This is a genomic window from Serratia sp. CY31944, assembly GCF_052169175.1.
GTDB lineage: Bacteria > Pseudomonadota > Gammaproteobacteria > Enterobacterales > Enterobacteriaceae > Serratia > Serratia sarumanii.
Genome location: NZ_JBJNLG010000030.1, coordinates 1 through 15,247 on the forward strand (window position 1 = coordinate 1; position 15,247 = coordinate 15,247).

Sequence of the window (15,247 nt, forward strand, 5' to 3'; positions counted from 1 at the left end):
GCGGCAATAGCGCGGTGGTCCCACCTGACCCCATGCCGAACTCAGAAGTGAAACGCCGTAGCGCCGATGGTAGTGTGGGGTCTCCCCATGCGAGAGTAGGACACTGCCAGGCATCAAACAAACGTTATCAGCGTGACGACTGGTAATGCGCAAATCGCAGAGCGCGATATTGCCGGCATCGAAAGATGCAACGTAAAAGAATCGGTGGAGCGGTAGTTCAGTTGGTTAGAATACCTGCCTGTCACGCAGGGGGTCGCGGGTTCGAGCCCCGTCCGTTCCGCCACTTATTTAATTATGCCTGCTTTATTAGCAGGCATAATGTTAAGCGAGATTTAGGGGCGTAGCTCAGTTGGTAGAGCACCGGTCTCCAAAACCGGGTGTCGCGAGTTCGAGTCTCTCCGCCCCTGCCATATTAAGAACCCTTTGCGAAAGCAAAGGGTTTTTTTTGCCTATCATTTTTCTTCCTTACCGCTTTGGAATAGAGCGCTTTTGACGCTATATGCCGATGTTTGCCCGATCCTGGTTGCTTCATGTTCCTCCGAACTCTATCCTGCCGGCCTCCTAATTCTTATCTCGTTTTGCATTATCTTCTCTCAGAAGGCGATGAGCGCGTTTTGGTGTGATAGACAGGCATGACCACGATGACGGCGTTTAAGGCCGCCATAACGCTTTAGGTTGCGGTATTTAAAGGTATTTTAAGTAATTGCCGAATCAAAGGCTGTTGATCGCTGTTTTGCAACCAGACGGCATACAGTGGGCGGATAATCGGCGGGATCTCGGTGGCGGCCACCAACTGTGGATACTCTTTTTCCCACTGGCTGGGCAGGAAAGCGCATCCGCCCGTGGTTTCCAACAGCTGACGCGTCAGGTGAGCAGAGGTGGTGGTAAGCACCGGCACGCTATCGCCTTCCAGCATGCGGTTTTCCTGTTGGTGGAAGTCGGCTCCCCATTCCAGTTTGATGTAGGGCATTGGGGCCTGTTTGTCACGATAAGCGGATGAGAACAGGCGTAATGAGAAATTGCTCAGCTGCTGGCTGGCCAACTCATCCATCTTCGGCGGTTCAGTGGTGATCAGTAAATCGAGCTGCCTTTCATGCAGTTGTTTTACCAAAGAGTGCCTTAATGCCACCCTGGCTTCTAGCTGCAGCGCTTCGCGTTGTTGATAAAGCGCCTGTAGCCAAGGGGTCAGATAGGCCTCCCACAGCGAAGCGGTAGCGCCGATCGACAACTCGGTGTGTTGCAGCGAACGCACGACCTCCTTCTTCGCCAACTGCCAGGTGTTCATCAGGCTCTCAGCATAGGGCAGAAGCCGCTCGCCGGCAGGCGTCAGGCGGATATTATTGCGATGACGGGTAAATAAATTGGCGCCCAGCTGGTTTTCTAACTGACGGATGCGGAAACTGACCGCGGACTGCGTTAAGTACAAAGATTCTGCGGCTCTGCCAAAGTGACGCGTTCTACTGACCTCCAAAAAGGTTTTCAGTAATTCGGTATCCACACCTATCTCCAAAAAAATTTGTCGTTAAGATTTAAATGTTTTGTTTTACACGCTGTCAAGCCTATCTAATACTCCGCGCCATAAACAGCACGGCCATAAGAGAATTAGGAGCGTGTCAGATGGCGGATAGCTTCACCACGACCAATCGTTTTTTTGATAATAAACATTACCCTCGCGGGTTCTCCCGTCACGGCGATTTCACCATTAAAGAGGCGCAATTGCTAGAGCGCTTCGGCTACGCGTTTAACGAGCTGGACTCGGGCAAACGCCAGCCGGCCACTGAAGAAGAACAACTGTTCGTCGCAGTGTGCCGCGGTGAGCGCGAAGCGGCTACCGAGCAGGAAAAAGTATGGGCTAAATATCTGGCGCGCACACGTCGCCCGAAGAAATTCCATACTCTGTCCGGCGGTAAACCGCAGGCTGACGCAGTAGAAGATTACAGCGACAGCGAAGACTAAAGACGATGGGGCCTGCGGCCCCATTTTCATTCCAGACTACGATGCAGTTGTAACAGCAGGCGGTCCATGCTGCGATAGCCCAGCGCTTCGCTGAGGTGGCGCCTGTCGAGCTCAGCATCTCCCGCCAAATCCGCCAGCGTGCGCGCCACTTTCAAGATGCGCTGCCAGGCGCGAACCGATAACCCCAGCGTGTTTAACGTCGCTTCCAAAAACTCGGCGTCTGCCGCCTGCAGAACGCAATCCCGTTCCACTTCGCGGTTGCTCAGCAGCGCGTTGACTTTACCGGCGCGTTCGAGTTGCCGGGCGCGTGCCTGCAGCACTCTTTTCCGCACTTGTTCGCTGCTTTCTCCGTGTGTTTTCCGATGACTGAGTGTTCCCGGCGGCAACAGCGGCACTTCGATAGACAGATCGAAACGGTCGAGAAAAGGCCCTGACAGCCGGGCCAGATAGCGCAACACCTGCTGCGGTGAGGCGCGATTGTGCAACCCCTGATAATGCCCCGTCGGGCTGGGGTTCATTGCCGCGATCAGCTGCACTCTGGCGGGGAAACAGACCTTGGCGTTGGCGCGTGAAATCACGATCTCGCCGGATTCCAACGGCTCACGCAGCGCATCCAGTACCTTACGCTCGAATTCCGGCAGTTCATCCAGAAACAGCACGCCGTTATGCGCCATCGAGATCTCGCCCGGTCGCGGCAGTGAGCCGCCGCCGACCAATGCCGCCATCGAGGCGCTGTGGTGCGGTGCGCGAAACGGCCTCTGGCGCCATGGTAAGGCAGCGGGAATGTGATGCTGCAAGCTGGCGACCGCCAGACTTTCCAGCGCCTCAGGCTCCGTGAGCGGTGGCAGTAGGCCCGTGAGGCGGCTGGCCAGCATGGTTTTACCGGTGCCCGGCGGCCCAATCAGCAATAGGTTATGCCCGCCAGCGGCGGCGATCTCCAGTGCCCGCTTGGCTTGCTCCTGGCCGATGATATCGCGCAGATCGGCGCTGTCGCAGGCGGTGTCCGCAGCGGGAGGCGTGGCCGCCACCGGCAGTTCGCCCTGGCCGAGCAGAAAGGCACAGACTTCCAACAGGTGCCGGGCGGTATGGGAGTGCGACTGCGCGATCAGGCCGACTTCGGCGGCGTTGTCCGTTGAGAGGATCAGTTGTCGCCCGGCATCAGCCGCCGCCAGCGCCGCCGGGATCGCGCCCCTGACCGCGCGCAGTGAGCCGGACAGCGCGAGCTCGCCAAGAAACTCGTAGCGCGCCAACGGTGCGAGGGGCAATTGCTCGGAGGCGGCGAGGATCGCCAGCGCTATCGGCAGATCGTAACGCCCGCCTTCTTTCGGCAGATCGGCGGGCGCCAAATTGACGGTGATGCGCCGGGCGGGAAAGGTGAAACCGTTATTGATCAGGGCGCTGCGCACCCGATCGCGCGCCTCTTTTACCGTGGTTTCCGGCAGGCCGACCAGCGTCAGGCCGGGCAGGCCATTGCTGATATGCACCTCCACCGTCACGGAAGGGGCCTGAACGCCGATGATGGCGCGGCTATAGATTACCGCCAGTGACATATCGCTCTCCTTACTAAGGGCGACATGATGCGTGATTTATCCGGCCATTACGCGGCGTTATTGGTGGTTTTTCGATGCATTTAGCAGAGTAATCGCTGATTTTCATCGAAATAAATGAGGTTGTGCGAGCCGCCTCGCAACCTGCGGCAATACCCATTAACAATTCGCTGAAGGCTGCAACATATTAGCGGCCCATACGCATTGCAACCATAGGGTTAACGGGTGTATTAACAATTGATTAAAAGAAAAATCACTTATTTAACAAACCCCGACCGCCGCCGCATTCTGCCCGGCAGCCGCTAAACCTCCTGACTTCGTACTCTACGGTAGGGATAACACTATGTTTGGTTGGACCCCGCTGCAACGCAACGCGGCAATCGCCAGCTTTTCAAGCTGGACGCTCGACGCTTTCGATTTTTTCGTGCTGGTATTCTTACTCAGTGACATCGCGCAATCCTTTCACGTCGGTCTGGAACAGGTGACGTTGGCGATTCTGCTCACGCTGGCGGTGCGCCCGATTGGCGCGCTGATCTTCGGGCGTGCGGCGGAAAAATATGGCCGCAAGCCGATCCTGATGCTGAATATCGTCTTCTTCTCGGTGTTTGAGCTGCTCTCCGCCGCCGCGCCCTCGCTGACGGTCTTCTTGCTGTTGCGGGTGTTGTACGGCGTTGCGATGGGCGGCATCTGGGGCGTGGCGTCGTCGTTGGCGATGGAAACCATACCGGACCGCTCGCGCGGCCTGATGTCGGGCATTTTCCAGGCCGGCTATCCGTTCGGTTATCTGCTGGCGGCGGTGGTGTACGGCCTGTTGTTCGAAACGGTCGGCTGGCGCGGCATGTTTGTCATCGGCGCGGCGCCGATCCTGCTGCTGCCGTTTATTTATTATTGCGTGCAGGAGTCGCCGGTGTGGCTGGCGGCGCGTGAACGCAAGGAAAGCTCTGCCTTGCTGCCGGTGTTGAAGAGCCACTGGAAGCTGTGCTGCTATCTGGTGCTGCTGATGGCGGCGTTCAATTTCTTCTCCCACGGCACGCAGGATCTGTATCCGGTGTTTCTGAAAGTTCAGCATGGTTTCGATCCAAAAACCGTCAGTATCATCGCCATTAGCTACAATATCGCGTCAATTATCGGCGGCGTTTTCTTCGGTTCGTTGTCGGAAAAGATCGGCCGCAAAAAAGCGATCATCATCGCCGCGTTGCTGGCGCTGCCGGTGATCCCGCTGTGGGCATTTTCCAGCGGTTCGCTGATGTTGGGGATCGGCGCTTTCCTGATGCAGTTCATGGTGCAGGGCGCCTGGGGCGTGGTGCCGACCTACCTGACTGAGCTGGTGCCGGCCAACACCCGCGCGGTGCTGCCGGGGTTCGTGTACCAGTTGGGTAACCTGATCGCCTCGGTCAACGCCACGCTGCAGGCGACCATCGCCGAACATCATGGGCATAATTACGGCCTGGCGATGGCGATCGTCGCCGGTACGGTGGCGCTGGCGATCGCCCTGTTGGTGTTCTTCGGCAAGGATACGCGCGGCAAGGCGATCACTGACGCGATGAGAAATCCGGGCGTGCGCGCCAACGTGTGAAATCCGGGCGATTCGCGTGAGGTATGACCAGATTGCGCCGAATAATAACGCAAAAAAAGTGTTGTCATGCCGCGCGCGACTATGGTACCTCTGTAAGCATTAGTTCTGAATGAGCACAGTGAACAAACCCATTATGAAAGCCTTTGCCCAAGTGATTAGCCTAGTCGTGATTAGCGTGGTGGTGATTATTATCCCACCGTGCGGGGCTGCACTTGGACGAAGAAAGGCTTAGCAAACAAGCCGGAATCGCAAGAGAACCCCCGCACCGTCAGGTCCGGGGGTTTTTTATTGGCAAGAGAAAAGTGGAGCAAGGGGCAGAGCATGAAAAACAGAACAAAATCCTGCAGTTGTCGAAGTAAGGCGGGGAAATAACTATGAATGGCGCTCAGTGGGTAGTTCAAGCGTTGCGTGCGCAGGGGGTGGATACCGTATTCGGCTATCCGGGCGGGGCAATCATGCCGGTGTACGATGCGTTGTACGACGGCGGAGTGGAACACCTGCTGTGCCGCCATGAACAGGGCGCCGCGATGGCCGCCATCGGCTACGCCCGCGCCACCGGCAAAGTCGGCGTTTGCATCGCCACTTCCGGCCCCGGCGCCACCAACCTGATCACCGGCCTGGCTGATGCGCTGCTCGATTCCGTTCCCGTTGTCGCCATCACCGGTCAGGTGGGTTCCGCGCTGATCGGCACCGATGCCTTTCAGGAGATCGATGTTCTCGGCCTGTCTCTGGCCTGCACCAAGCACAGCTTCCTGGTGGAATCGCTGGACGCGCTGCCGGGCATTATGGCGGAAGCCTTCGCCATCGCCGCCGGCGGCCGTCCTGGCCCGGTGCTGATCGATATCCCGAAAGACATCCAGCTGGCGCAGGGCGACTTGCACCCGCATCTGATGCCGGTCGACGAAGCGCCGGCATTCCCGGCGGCGGCGTTGGCGGAGGCGGCCGAGCTGCTGGCGCAGGCGCACAAACCGATGCTGTACGTCGGCGGCGGCGTGGGCATGGCGCAGGCGGTGCCGGCGTTGCGCGAGTTCATCGCCGTGACCCGCATGCCGAACGTCGCCACCCTGAAGGGGCTGGGCGCGCCGGATGCGCAAGATCCGCTGTACCTCGGCATGTTGGGCATGCACGGCACCAAGGCTGCCAACCTGGCGGTGCAGGAGTGCGATCTGCTGATTGCCGTCGGCGCGCGTTTCGATGACCGCGTGACCGGCAAACTGAACGCCTTCGCGCCGCACGCCAAAGTGATCCACATGGATATCGACCCGGCGGAAATGAGCAAGCTGCGCCAGGCGCATGTGGCCCTGCAGGGCGATCTGAAAGCGTTGCTGCCGGCGTTGCAGCGCCCGCTGAACATCGCCCCTTGGCAGCAGCAGGTGACGGCGCTGAAAGCCGACCACGCCTGCCGCTACGATCACCCCGGCCAGCCGATCTACGCGCCGCTGTTCTTGCGCCAGCTGTCCGCCCGCAAGCCGGCCAACAGCGTGGTGACCACCGACGTGGGCCAGCACCAGATGTGGAGCGCGCAGCACATGACGTTCGAACGCCCGGAGAATTTCATCACCTCCAGCGGCCTCGGCACCATGGGGTTCGGCGTGCCGGCGGCAGTAGGGGCCCAGATCGCGCGCCCGCAAGATACGGTTATCTGCGTCTCGGGCGATGGCTCCTTCATGATGAACGTGCAGGAACTGGGCACCATCAAGCGCAAACAGCTGCCGCTGAAGATCGTGCTGCTGGACAACCAGCGCCTCGGAATGGTGCGTCAATGGCAGCAGCTGTTCTTCGACGGCCGCTACAGTGAAACCAACCTGTCCGATAACCCCGACTTCCTGATGCTGGCCGCCGCCTTCGGCATTCCCGGCCAGCGCATCAGCCGCAAGGATCAGGTGGAGGGCGCGCTCGAGGCGCTGTTCAACACCGAAGGCCCTTATCTGCTGCAGGTCTCTATCGACGAACTCGAAAACGTCTGGCCGCTGGTGCCGCCGGGCGCCGGCAACGAAACCATGTTGGAGGAAATATCATGATGCAGCATCAACTCTCGATCCAGGCGCGTTTTCGCCCCGAAATGTTAGAGCGCGTATTGCGGGTCGTGCGTCATCGCGGCTTTCAGGTTTGTGCTATGAATATGGTTTCCCCGGCCAACGCCGACAGCATCAATATCGAATTGACCGTTGCCAGCCCGCGTCCGGTTGCCCTGTTGTCATCTCAATTAAGCAAACTGATGGACGTCTCCTGCGTCGAGATCCAGCAGCCAACATCACAACAAATACGCGCCTGAGGCGCCGAGAAGGATAAATAACAATGACAAAGAAAGCCGATTACATTTGGTTCAATGGTGAGATGGTTCCCTGGGCCGAGGCCAAAGTGCACGTGATGTCGCACGCGCTGCATTACGGCACGTCGGTATTTGAGGGGGTGCGCTGCTACGACTCGCACTTGGGGCCGGTAGTGTTCCGTCATCGCGAGCATATGCAGCGCCTGCACGATTCGGCGAAAATCTACCGCATGCCGGTTTCGCAAAGCGTTGACGAACTGATGGAAGCCTGCCGTGCCACGTTGCGCAAGAACAACCTGGTCAGCGCGTACATCCGCCCGCTGGTGTTCGTCGGCGATGTCGGCATGGGCGTCAACCCGCCGGCCGGTTACAAAACGGACGTGATTATCGCGGCGTTTCCTTGGGGCGCTTATCTGGGTGAAGAAGCGCTGGATCAAGGCATCGACGCGATGGTCTCCTCCTGGCACCGCGTCGCACCAAACACCATCCCCACCGCGGCCAAGGCCGGCGGCAACTATCTTTCCTCTCTGCTGGTGGGCAGCGAAGCGCGTCGCCACGGCTATCAGGAAGGCATTGCGCTCGACGTGCACGGCTACATTTCCGAAGGGGCGGGCGAGAACCTGTTTGAAGTGAAAGACGGCGTGATTTACACCCCGCCGTTCACCTCTTCGGCGCTGCCGGGCATCACCCGCGACGCGATCATCAAGCTGGCGAAAGACATGGGCTTCGAAGTGCGTGAGCAGGTGCTGTCGCGCGAATCGCTGTACCTGGCCGACGAAGTGTTCATGTCCGGCACCGCGGCGGAAATCACGCCGGTGCGCAGCGTGGACGGCATTCAGGTCGGCATCGGCAAATGCGGCCCGGTGACCAAACAGATCCAACAGGCGTTCTTCGGCCTGTTCAGCGGCAAGACAGAAGACAAATACGGCTGGCTGGATCCGGTCAATCCGTAACGACAAGACAGACAGATAAGAATATCCAGGCGGTTCGTTCGCCGCCTGTCATAAATACATTTGGAGTGAAAAGAGCATGCCTAAGTACCGTTCCGCCACCACCACCCACGGCCGCAACATGGCGGGTGCCCGCGCATTGTGGCGCGCGACCGGGATGACCGACGCCGATTTCGGCAAGCCGATCATCGCCGTGGTCAACTCCTTTACCCAGTTCGTGCCGGGCCACGTGCATCTGCGCGATCTGGGCAAACTGGTCGCTGAGCAGATCGAAGCCTCCGGCGGCGTGGCCAAAGAGTTCAACACCATCGCGGTGGATGACGGCATCGCCATGGGCCACGGCGGCATGCTCTATTCCCTGCCGTCGCGCGAGCTGATCGCCGACTCGGTCGAATACATGGTGAATGCCCACTGCGCCGACGCGATGGTGTGCATCTCCAACTGCGACAAGATCACCCCGGGCATGCTGATGGCGGCGTTGCGCCTGAATATCCCGGTGATCTTCGTCTCCGGTGGCCCGATGGAAGCCGGCAAGACCAAACTCTCCAATCAGATCATCAAGCTGGATCTGGTGGACGCGATGATCCAGGGCGCGAACCCGAACGTCAGCGACGCCGACAGCGAGCAGATCGAGCGTTCCGCCTGCCCGACCTGCGGTTCCTGCTCCGGCATGTTTACCGCCAACTCGATGAACTGCCTGACCGAAGCGCTGGGCCTGTCGCAGCCGGGCAACGGCTCGCTGCTGGCCACCCACGCCGATCGCAAAGCGCTGTTCCTCAACGCCGGCAAGCGCATCGTCGAGCTGACCAAACGCTATTACGAGCAGGACGACGAGAGCGCGCTGCCGCGCAATATCGCCAACAAGGCGGCGTTTGAGAACGCCATGACGCTGGACATCGCCATGGGCGGCTCGACCAACACCGTGCTGCACCTGCTGGCTTCGGCACAGGAAGGCGAGGTGGACTTCACCATGGAAGACATCGACCGCCTGTCGCGCAAAGTGCCGCACCTGTGCAAGGTGGCGCCGAGCACGCAGAAATATCATATGGAAGACGTGCACCGCGCCGGCGGCGTAATCGGCATTCTCGGCGAGCTGGATCGCGCCGGTTTGCTGAACCGCGAGGTGAACAACGTGCTGGGGCTGACCCTGCCGCAGACGCTGGAAGCCTACGACGTGATGCTGACCCGCGACGAAAGCGTCAAGAAAATGTACTCCGCCGGGCCGGCCGGTATCCGCACCACGCAGGCATTCTCTCAGGACTGCCGCTGGGATTCGCTGGACACCGACCGCAAGGAGGGCTGCATCCGCACCCGTGAGCACGCCTACAGTCAGGACGGCGGGCTGGCGGTGCTGTACGGCAACCTGGCGGAAAACGGCTGTATCGTCAAAACCGCCGGCGTAGACAAGGAAATCCTCACCTTCCGCGGCCCGGCCAAAGTCTATGAAAGCCAGGATGATGCGGTAGAAGCTATCCTCGGCGGCAAAGTGGTGGCGGGCGACGTGGTCGTTATCCGTTACGAAGGGCCGAAAGGCGGGCCGGGCATGCAGGAAATGCTTTACCCAACCACGTATCTGAAATCGATGGGGCTGGGCAAGGCGTGTGCGCTGATCACCGACGGGCGTTTCTCCGGCGGCACCTCCGGGCTGTCCATCGGCCACGCCTCGCCGGAGGCGGCCAACGGCGGCCTGATCGCCCTGGTGCAGGACGGCGACATGATCGCGATCGACATTCCGCATCGCGGCATCCAGCTGGATGTCAGCGAGCAGGAGCTGGCGGCGCGGCATGAGGCGGAACTGGCGCGCGGCGATGCGGCCTGGACGCCGAAAAACCGTGAACGTCAGGTGTCCTTCGCGCTGCGCGCTTACGCCTCGTTGGCCACCAGCGCCGACAAAGGCGCAGTGCGCGACAAGAGCAAACTGGGGGGATAAGCAGTATGGCGGTATCTCAACCCCTACCCAGCGCCCCCTGTGGCGCGGAATATCTGCGAGCGGTACTGCGCTCGCCGGTCTACGAGGTGGCGCAGGTCACCCCGTTGCAGGCCATGAGCAAAATCTCTTCGCGCCTCGGCAACACCATTTTGGTGAAGCGCGAAGATCGCCAGCCGGTGCACAGCTTCAAGCTGCGCGGGGCCTATGCGATGATCGCCGGGCTGGACGAAGAGCAGAAGGCGCGCGGCGTCGTAACGGCTTCGGCCGGCAACCATGCGCAGGGCGTCGCCTTCTCCGGTAAACGGCTGGGGATCAAAACGCTGATCGTGATGCCGGTGTCCACCGCGGACATCAAGGTGGATGCGGTGCGCGGCTTTGGCGGCGAAGTGCTGCTGCACGGCGCCAATTTCGACGAGGCGAAAGCGAAGGCGATCGAGCTTTCCCAACAGCAAGGAATGACCTTCGTGCCGCCGTTCGATCATCCGACGGTGATCGCCGGGCAGGGCACGCTGGCGATGGAGCTGCTGCAGCAAGACGCGCATCTGGATCGGGTCTTCGTGCCGGTCGGCGGCGGCGGCCTGGCCGCCGGGGTGGCGGTGCTGATCAAGCAGCTGATGCCGCAGATCAAAGTGATTGGCGTCGAAGCGGAAGACTCCGCCTGCCTGCGCGCGGCCCTGGATGCCGGCCATCCGGTGGATCTGGCGCGCGTCGGGTTGTTCGCCGAAGGCGTGGCGGTGAAGCGCATCGGAGACGAAACGTTCCGCCTATGCCGTGAGTATCTGGACGACGTGATCACCGTGGACAGCGACGCCATCTGCGCGGCGGTCAAAGATCTGTTCGAGGACGTGCGCGCCATTGCCGAACCTTCCGGCGCGCTGGCGCTGGCGGGGCTGAAAAAGTACGTGCAGCAGCACAACATTCAGGGCGAGCGTCTGGCGCACGTGCTGTCCGGCGCCAACCTCAACTTCCACGGGCTGCGCTACGTTTCCGAACGTTGCGAACTGGGCGAACAGCGCGAAGCGCTATTGGCGGTAACCATTCCGGAACAGCAGGGCAGCTTCCTCAAGTTTTGCCAACTGCTGGGCGGCCGCTCGGTGACCGAATTCAACTACCGCTACGCCGATGCCGATAACGCCTGCATTTTCGTCGGCGTGCGTCTGACGCGCGGCCACGCAGAACGGCGGGAGATCATCGACGAACTCAACGCCGACGGTTATCAGGTGGTGGATCTGTCGGACGACGAGATGGCCAAGCTGCACGTGCGCTACATGGTGGGCGGGCGTCCATCGAAGCCGCTGCGCGAACGGCTGTACAGCTTTGAGTTTCCGGAGTCGCCGGGCGCGCTGCTGAAGTTCCTGCAGACGCTGGGCACGCACTGGAACATTTCGCTGTTCCACTATCGCAGCCACGGCACCGACTTCGGCCGGGTGCTGGCGGCCTTCGAGCTGGCGCAAAGCGAGCCGGAATTCGAGCGGCACCTGCAGGCGCTGGGCTACGATTGCCACGACGAAACCGACAACCCGGCGTTCCGCTTCTTTTTGCAGGGGTGAGTCGGATTGATAAGCAACCGTGACGCGTTAGTCAGTTTATGGGTTGCATGGTTGTGATTTTGTCGTGCATTTTTATACTGCCAAGACTTCTGACGTATAGGGATGCACGACAATGAAAACCGCTTTTTCTACGCCGTTCGGTTCCCCCGAAGACGATTTGACCAACGCCGAGTTTGCCCGCCTGTTGGGCAATACCGGCGTACAAGAATTCTATCGCGATATTAATCTGCAAGCCTTGCAGGACTCGCTGGACTGCAGCCTCGCCTTTCATGGCGTGGGCATTATTTTTTCCGACGGGCAGAACTCATTTTTAGTCCGCCCGACGCAGCACACCGGTTACTCAAACGCTTCGCAGGTTACCCACGTGGTCATCAGCAAAACGGTGGCTCATACTTCACGCGTTGCCGCGACCAATACGCTGTCGGAAGCGTTGAGCAAACCCAGCGTCAGCAAAGAGTTGGCCTCGGCCGCGCTGTCGTGCGGAACGCTGCTGGTATCGGTATTTTTACTGGCGTCGGGCAGCGTCGCCGTGCCGTTTACCGGCGGCACCAGCTCGGCGGTGGCTTATCTGGGCTATGCCGGCATGGCCGCCAGCGCGTTGCAGTGCGGCAATGGGCTGTACCGCGTCAACAAGCTTTATGACGGGAAAGGCGATGAACTGGCTCAGCTCGACTCAGAACAGTGGTATATCGCTACCAGTACCGTGCTCGATGTGATCTCGCTGGCCAGTGCCGGGGCTGCCCTGAAGGAAGCGACGATGACCTACCGCGCCATGCGCCGCATTTCGGCGCGCAAGGCGACGGAATGGCTGAAAAGCATGCCCCGTAGCGAAAGGAAGCGGCTGACCGAAAACATCATTCGGGCGGAAAATCCGGGAATTTCCAATAACGTCTTGAAAGAGATGGTGAAGAACGGCTTATACCCGAAGCGCTACCCGACGGAAGCGATCCAAAACGGGCTGCGCCAGCAATTGCATTCGGCGCTCAATAACTCATTGACGTTCGTGGGCAGCGGCATCAGCGGCACCCTGTCTGCGCCGGTGAATGTGAAAACCACCGGGCAGTATTTTGTGGGCATTATGCAGAAATTGCCGCAGATGGTGAGGTAATGGCGGACTGGATGATTAAACGCCTGATCGCGCAGGGCCGGGAGATGGAACGCCAAATCGCGGCGCGCGATGGCGCGCTTTTCGCCGGTGTGGATGCGCAGCTCGAGCAGCATTTCCTGACGCCGGGCCAGCGGCTGTCGCCGCCGGGCGTCGGCAATGTCATGTTGCTGATGGTTTGCCTGACGCTGGGGCTGGCGGGCGTGATGGGTCTGGCCACGGACGTGGCGGCCGCCTGGAGCGGCAAGACTTCCGCCGCCGTTCTCATGGGCAGCGGCGCGATCGTGGCGGTGTGGATGACGTTGATCCTGTTCCAACTGGTGCAGGGTAAAAACAGCGGGGTGGTATTGCTGCAATATTACCTTGGCATGCTCGGCCTGTTTTGCCTTGGCGCCGCGGCGGCGTGGGCGGCGGGGATGACCGGCATCGCCACTGTCGCCATGCTGCTGGGGGGCGTGGTTGGCGGGGCGCTATTCAGCAACCGGGCGGCGTTCTCTCTCTATGTCGCTTATTTTCGCACGCGTCGGCGCGTATTTATCAAACGCCGTTGGCAGAGAGAAGATCTGCGCAACACCCGATAAACCGTCAGAACGGAAAAACTTATGACGCAACCCTTCTCCGGCTTTAGCCAGCAGGGTCTGAATTTCCTGCAGCAGGTGCGGATCGAGAACGATAAGGCGTGGTTCGACGGCAACCGCGACATCTACGATCGCGAGCTGCTGGCGCCGTTTCGCGCGCTGGTGGAGCAGTTGGCTCCCGGCATGCTGGCGATCGATCCGCTGTTCGAGACTCGCCCGGCGATCGGCAAAACGCTGTCGCGCATTCATCGCGATACGCGTTTTTCACATGACAAATCGCGCTACCGCAGCCGCATGTGGCTGACGTTCAAGCGCCCGAGCAAAGACTGGAAAGACGCGCCGGTCTACTTTTTCGAACTGGGGCCGGACATGCTGCGCTATGGGCTCGGCTACTACAGCGCCAACAAGCCGACCATGGATCTGTTCCGCCATACGCTGAGGCAGCGGCCGCAGCCTTTCCTTGAGGTGGCCGCCTGCTGCCGGCCGCCGTTCGAGCTGGTGGGCGAAAGCTACAAGCGCCCGCTGGTTAAGGAGCAGGCGGCAGAGATCGCCACCTGGTACAACCGCAAATCGTTCGCGGTGATGGTGACCGACAGCGAAGTGGAAAAGCTGTTCAGTGCCGATCTGGTGCCGCTGCTGGCCGGGGCATTTTTGCAGCTTGAGCCGCTCTACCACTGGCTGATGCAGGTAGAGACGATGAAGCAGATCGATCCGGCGGATCTGTAAACCCCGCGTCAGCGGGGATGCAGCAAGCGCCAAAAGGCGTCGATCAGCGGATCGCTGAGGCGCTTTTTCTGAACGCAGACCCCCAGCTCGAACGGTTCGACCATCGAGATGTTATCCAGCTGCGAGATGCGGTTGCGTACCGGCTCCGGGCTGTTGTCCACCACCACGCTCGGGATCAGTGCGATGCCGCAGCCCAGGGCGACCATCGACACGATGGCTTCGTGGCCGCCGACGGTGGCGTAAATCAGCGGATTGCTGATGCGGTGGCGGCGGAACCACAGCTCGATGCGTTTTCGCGAAGGGCCGTGCTCCGGCAGGATGAACGGGATCTCGGCCCAGTCGGGCCTGTCGGCGAACGCCTGGCTGCGCACCGCGCAGGGCAGCGCCGGCGCGATCAGCACCAGCGGGATTTCGCCGATTTTGGTGAACGCCACGCTGGCGGGCAGCGTTTCCGGCCGGCCGGCGATGCCGAGATCGGCCTCGTTGGATTGCACTTTGTCGACCGCGTCGGCGGCGTCGCCGGTGGTCAGCTTAATCTCCACCAGCGGGTGCTGCGCGCGGAAGCGATCGAGGATCGGCGGCAGGTGGCTGTACGCCGCGGTCACCGAGCAGAACAACCGCAGTTCGCCGCTCAGCGAAGGGCCGTGCTGGCCGAGCGAGTGCTTCAGCTGCTGGTACTGCAGCAGCGTTTGCTGGGCGAATTCTTTCAGCTGTTCGCCGGCGTCGGTCAGCTGCACGGTGCGGTTATCGCGCAGGAACAGCGGCTGCCCGAGGATCTCTTCCAGCCGCTGGATCTGGCGGGAGAGCGTCGACGGGCTGACATGCATCGCCTTGGCGGTGCGCCCGAAGTGATGGCTTTCGGCCAGATGCAGGAACAGCTTTAAATCACGTAAATCCATATCGATACGCTCGCAGTGAGAGTGTTGCAAAAATTGCAATATCACGTTCTCAATATATCAATTTAAGCAACGCATTTCCTGTTATACATTGAGTTTAACGAATCTCCGCACAGACAGGGCGGGGAATGAAAATAACAATGCAAGACAACATCAAACCG

Annotated in this window: 14 protein-coding genes, 2 tRNA genes and 1 rRNA gene; 14 read left to right on the forward strand and 3 right to left on the reverse strand. The window is 60.2% G+C overall.

What is annotated here, in order from left to right; all coding sequences use genetic code 11:
- The 3 genes from rrf to ACJ8IN_RS23280 all read left to right on the forward strand — a co-directional run.
- Positions 1–112: ribosomal RNA gene (gene rrf, locus ACJ8IN_RS23270) — 5S ribosomal RNA — on the forward strand; the annotation flags it as partial.
- Positions 113–206: 94 nt separating this feature from the next.
- A tRNA-Asp gene (locus ACJ8IN_RS23275) sits at positions 207–283 on the forward strand.
- 51 nt (positions 284–334) lie between these two features.
- Positions 335–410 (forward strand) — tRNA-Trp (locus ACJ8IN_RS23280).
- Positions 411–670: 260 nt separating this feature from the next.
- On the opposite strand, the gene hdfR is transcribed toward ACJ8IN_RS23280, so the two are convergent.
- Positions 671–1,498, reverse strand: coding sequence for an HTH-type transcriptional regulator HdfR (hdfR, locus tag ACJ8IN_RS23285; protein WP_060425242.1), 828 nt, complete (start codon positions 1,496–1,498; stop codon positions 671–673).
- A 119-nt stretch (positions 1,499–1,617) separates the two neighbouring features.
- On the opposite strand from hdfR, the gene ACJ8IN_RS23290 reads away from it, so the two are divergent.
- Positions 1,618–1,956, forward strand: a complete 339-nt coding sequence (locus ACJ8IN_RS23290) for a DUF413 domain-containing protein (RefSeq protein ID WP_004929946.1) — start codon at positions 1,618–1,620, stop codon at positions 1,954–1,956.
- A 26-nt stretch (positions 1,957–1,982) separates the two neighbouring features.
- On the opposite strand, the gene ACJ8IN_RS23295 is transcribed toward ACJ8IN_RS23290, so the two are convergent.
- Positions 1,983–3,506 carry a YifB family Mg chelatase-like AAA ATPase gene (locus ACJ8IN_RS23295; protein ID WP_047570072.1) on the reverse strand — a complete coding sequence of 508 codons (1,524 nt, stop codon included), beginning with the start codon at positions 3,504–3,506 and terminating at the stop codon, positions 1,983–1,985.
- A gap of 340 nt (positions 3,507–3,846) precedes the next feature.
- Between ACJ8IN_RS23295 and ACJ8IN_RS23300 the strand changes: the two genes are divergently transcribed.
- The 10 genes from ACJ8IN_RS23300 (at position 3,847) to ACJ8IN_RS23345 (ending at position 14,190) form a co-directional block, all read left to right on the forward strand.
- Positions 3,847–5,079 (forward strand): MFS transporter, encoded by a 1,233-nt coding sequence (locus ACJ8IN_RS23300; protein WP_060425244.1) that lies wholly within the window; start codon positions 3,847–3,849, stop codon positions 5,077–5,079.
- Positions 5,080–5,212: 133 nt separating this feature from the next.
- Positions 5,213–5,311 (forward strand): ilv operon leader peptide, encoded by a 99-nt coding sequence (ilvL, locus tag ACJ8IN_RS23305; protein ID WP_013814970.1) that lies wholly within the window; start codon positions 5,213–5,215, stop codon positions 5,309–5,311.
- A 142-nt stretch (positions 5,312–5,453) separates the two neighbouring features.
- Complete coding sequence (gene ilvG, locus ACJ8IN_RS23310) at positions 5,454–7,100, forward strand: acetolactate synthase 2 catalytic subunit (RefSeq protein ID WP_060425246.1); 1,647 nt, start codon at positions 5,454–5,456, stop codon at positions 7,098–7,100.
- Positions 7,097–7,354 carry an acetolactate synthase 2 small subunit gene (ilvM, locus tag ACJ8IN_RS23315; RefSeq protein WP_004929955.1) on the forward strand — a complete coding sequence of 86 codons (258 nt, stop codon included), beginning with the start codon at positions 7,097–7,099 and terminating at the stop codon, positions 7,352–7,354. The genes ilvG and ilvM overlap by 4 nt, the downstream gene beginning before the upstream one ends.
- A gap of 23 nt (positions 7,355–7,377) precedes the next feature.
- Positions 7,378–8,304, forward strand: a complete 927-nt coding sequence (locus ACJ8IN_RS23320; RefSeq protein WP_033636413.1) for a branched-chain amino acid transaminase — start codon at positions 7,378–7,380, stop codon at positions 8,302–8,304.
- 76 nt (positions 8,305–8,380) lie between these two features.
- Positions 8,381–10,231: a dihydroxy-acid dehydratase gene (gene ilvD, locus ACJ8IN_RS23325; RefSeq protein ID WP_033649965.1), complete on the forward strand. Its 1,851-nt coding sequence runs from the start codon at positions 8,381–8,383 to the stop codon at positions 10,229–10,231.
- A gap of 5 nt (positions 10,232–10,236) precedes the next feature.
- Complete coding sequence (gene ilvA, locus ACJ8IN_RS23330) at positions 10,237–11,781, forward strand: threonine ammonia-lyase, biosynthetic (protein WP_015379394.1); 1,545 nt, start codon at positions 10,237–10,239, stop codon at positions 11,779–11,781.
- Positions 11,782–11,893: 112 nt separating this feature from the next.
- On the forward strand, positions 11,894–12,889 hold the full coding sequence (locus ACJ8IN_RS23335; RefSeq protein ID WP_033654501.1) for a hypothetical protein: 996 nt from the start codon (positions 11,894–11,896) through the stop codon (positions 12,887–12,889).
- A complete protein-coding gene (locus ACJ8IN_RS23340) occupies positions 12,889–13,467 on the forward strand; it encodes a hypothetical protein (RefSeq protein WP_060423890.1) in 579 nt (192 codons plus the stop codon). Before ACJ8IN_RS23335 ends, ACJ8IN_RS23340 begins: the two co-directional genes overlap by 1 nt.
- 21 nt (positions 13,468–13,488) lie before the next feature.
- Positions 13,489–14,190: a DUF2461 domain-containing protein gene (locus tag ACJ8IN_RS23345; RefSeq protein ID WP_060425248.1), complete on the forward strand. Its 702-nt coding sequence runs from the start codon at positions 13,489–13,491 to the stop codon at positions 14,188–14,190.
- An 8-nt stretch (positions 14,191–14,198) separates the two neighbouring features.
- Here ACJ8IN_RS23345 and ilvY read toward each other — a convergent pair whose 3' ends face one another.
- A complete protein-coding gene (gene ilvY / locus ACJ8IN_RS23350) occupies positions 14,199–15,089 on the reverse strand; it encodes an HTH-type transcriptional activator IlvY (protein WP_033636409.1) in 891 nt (296 codons plus the stop codon).
- Positions 15,090–15,247 lie beyond the last annotated feature (158 nt).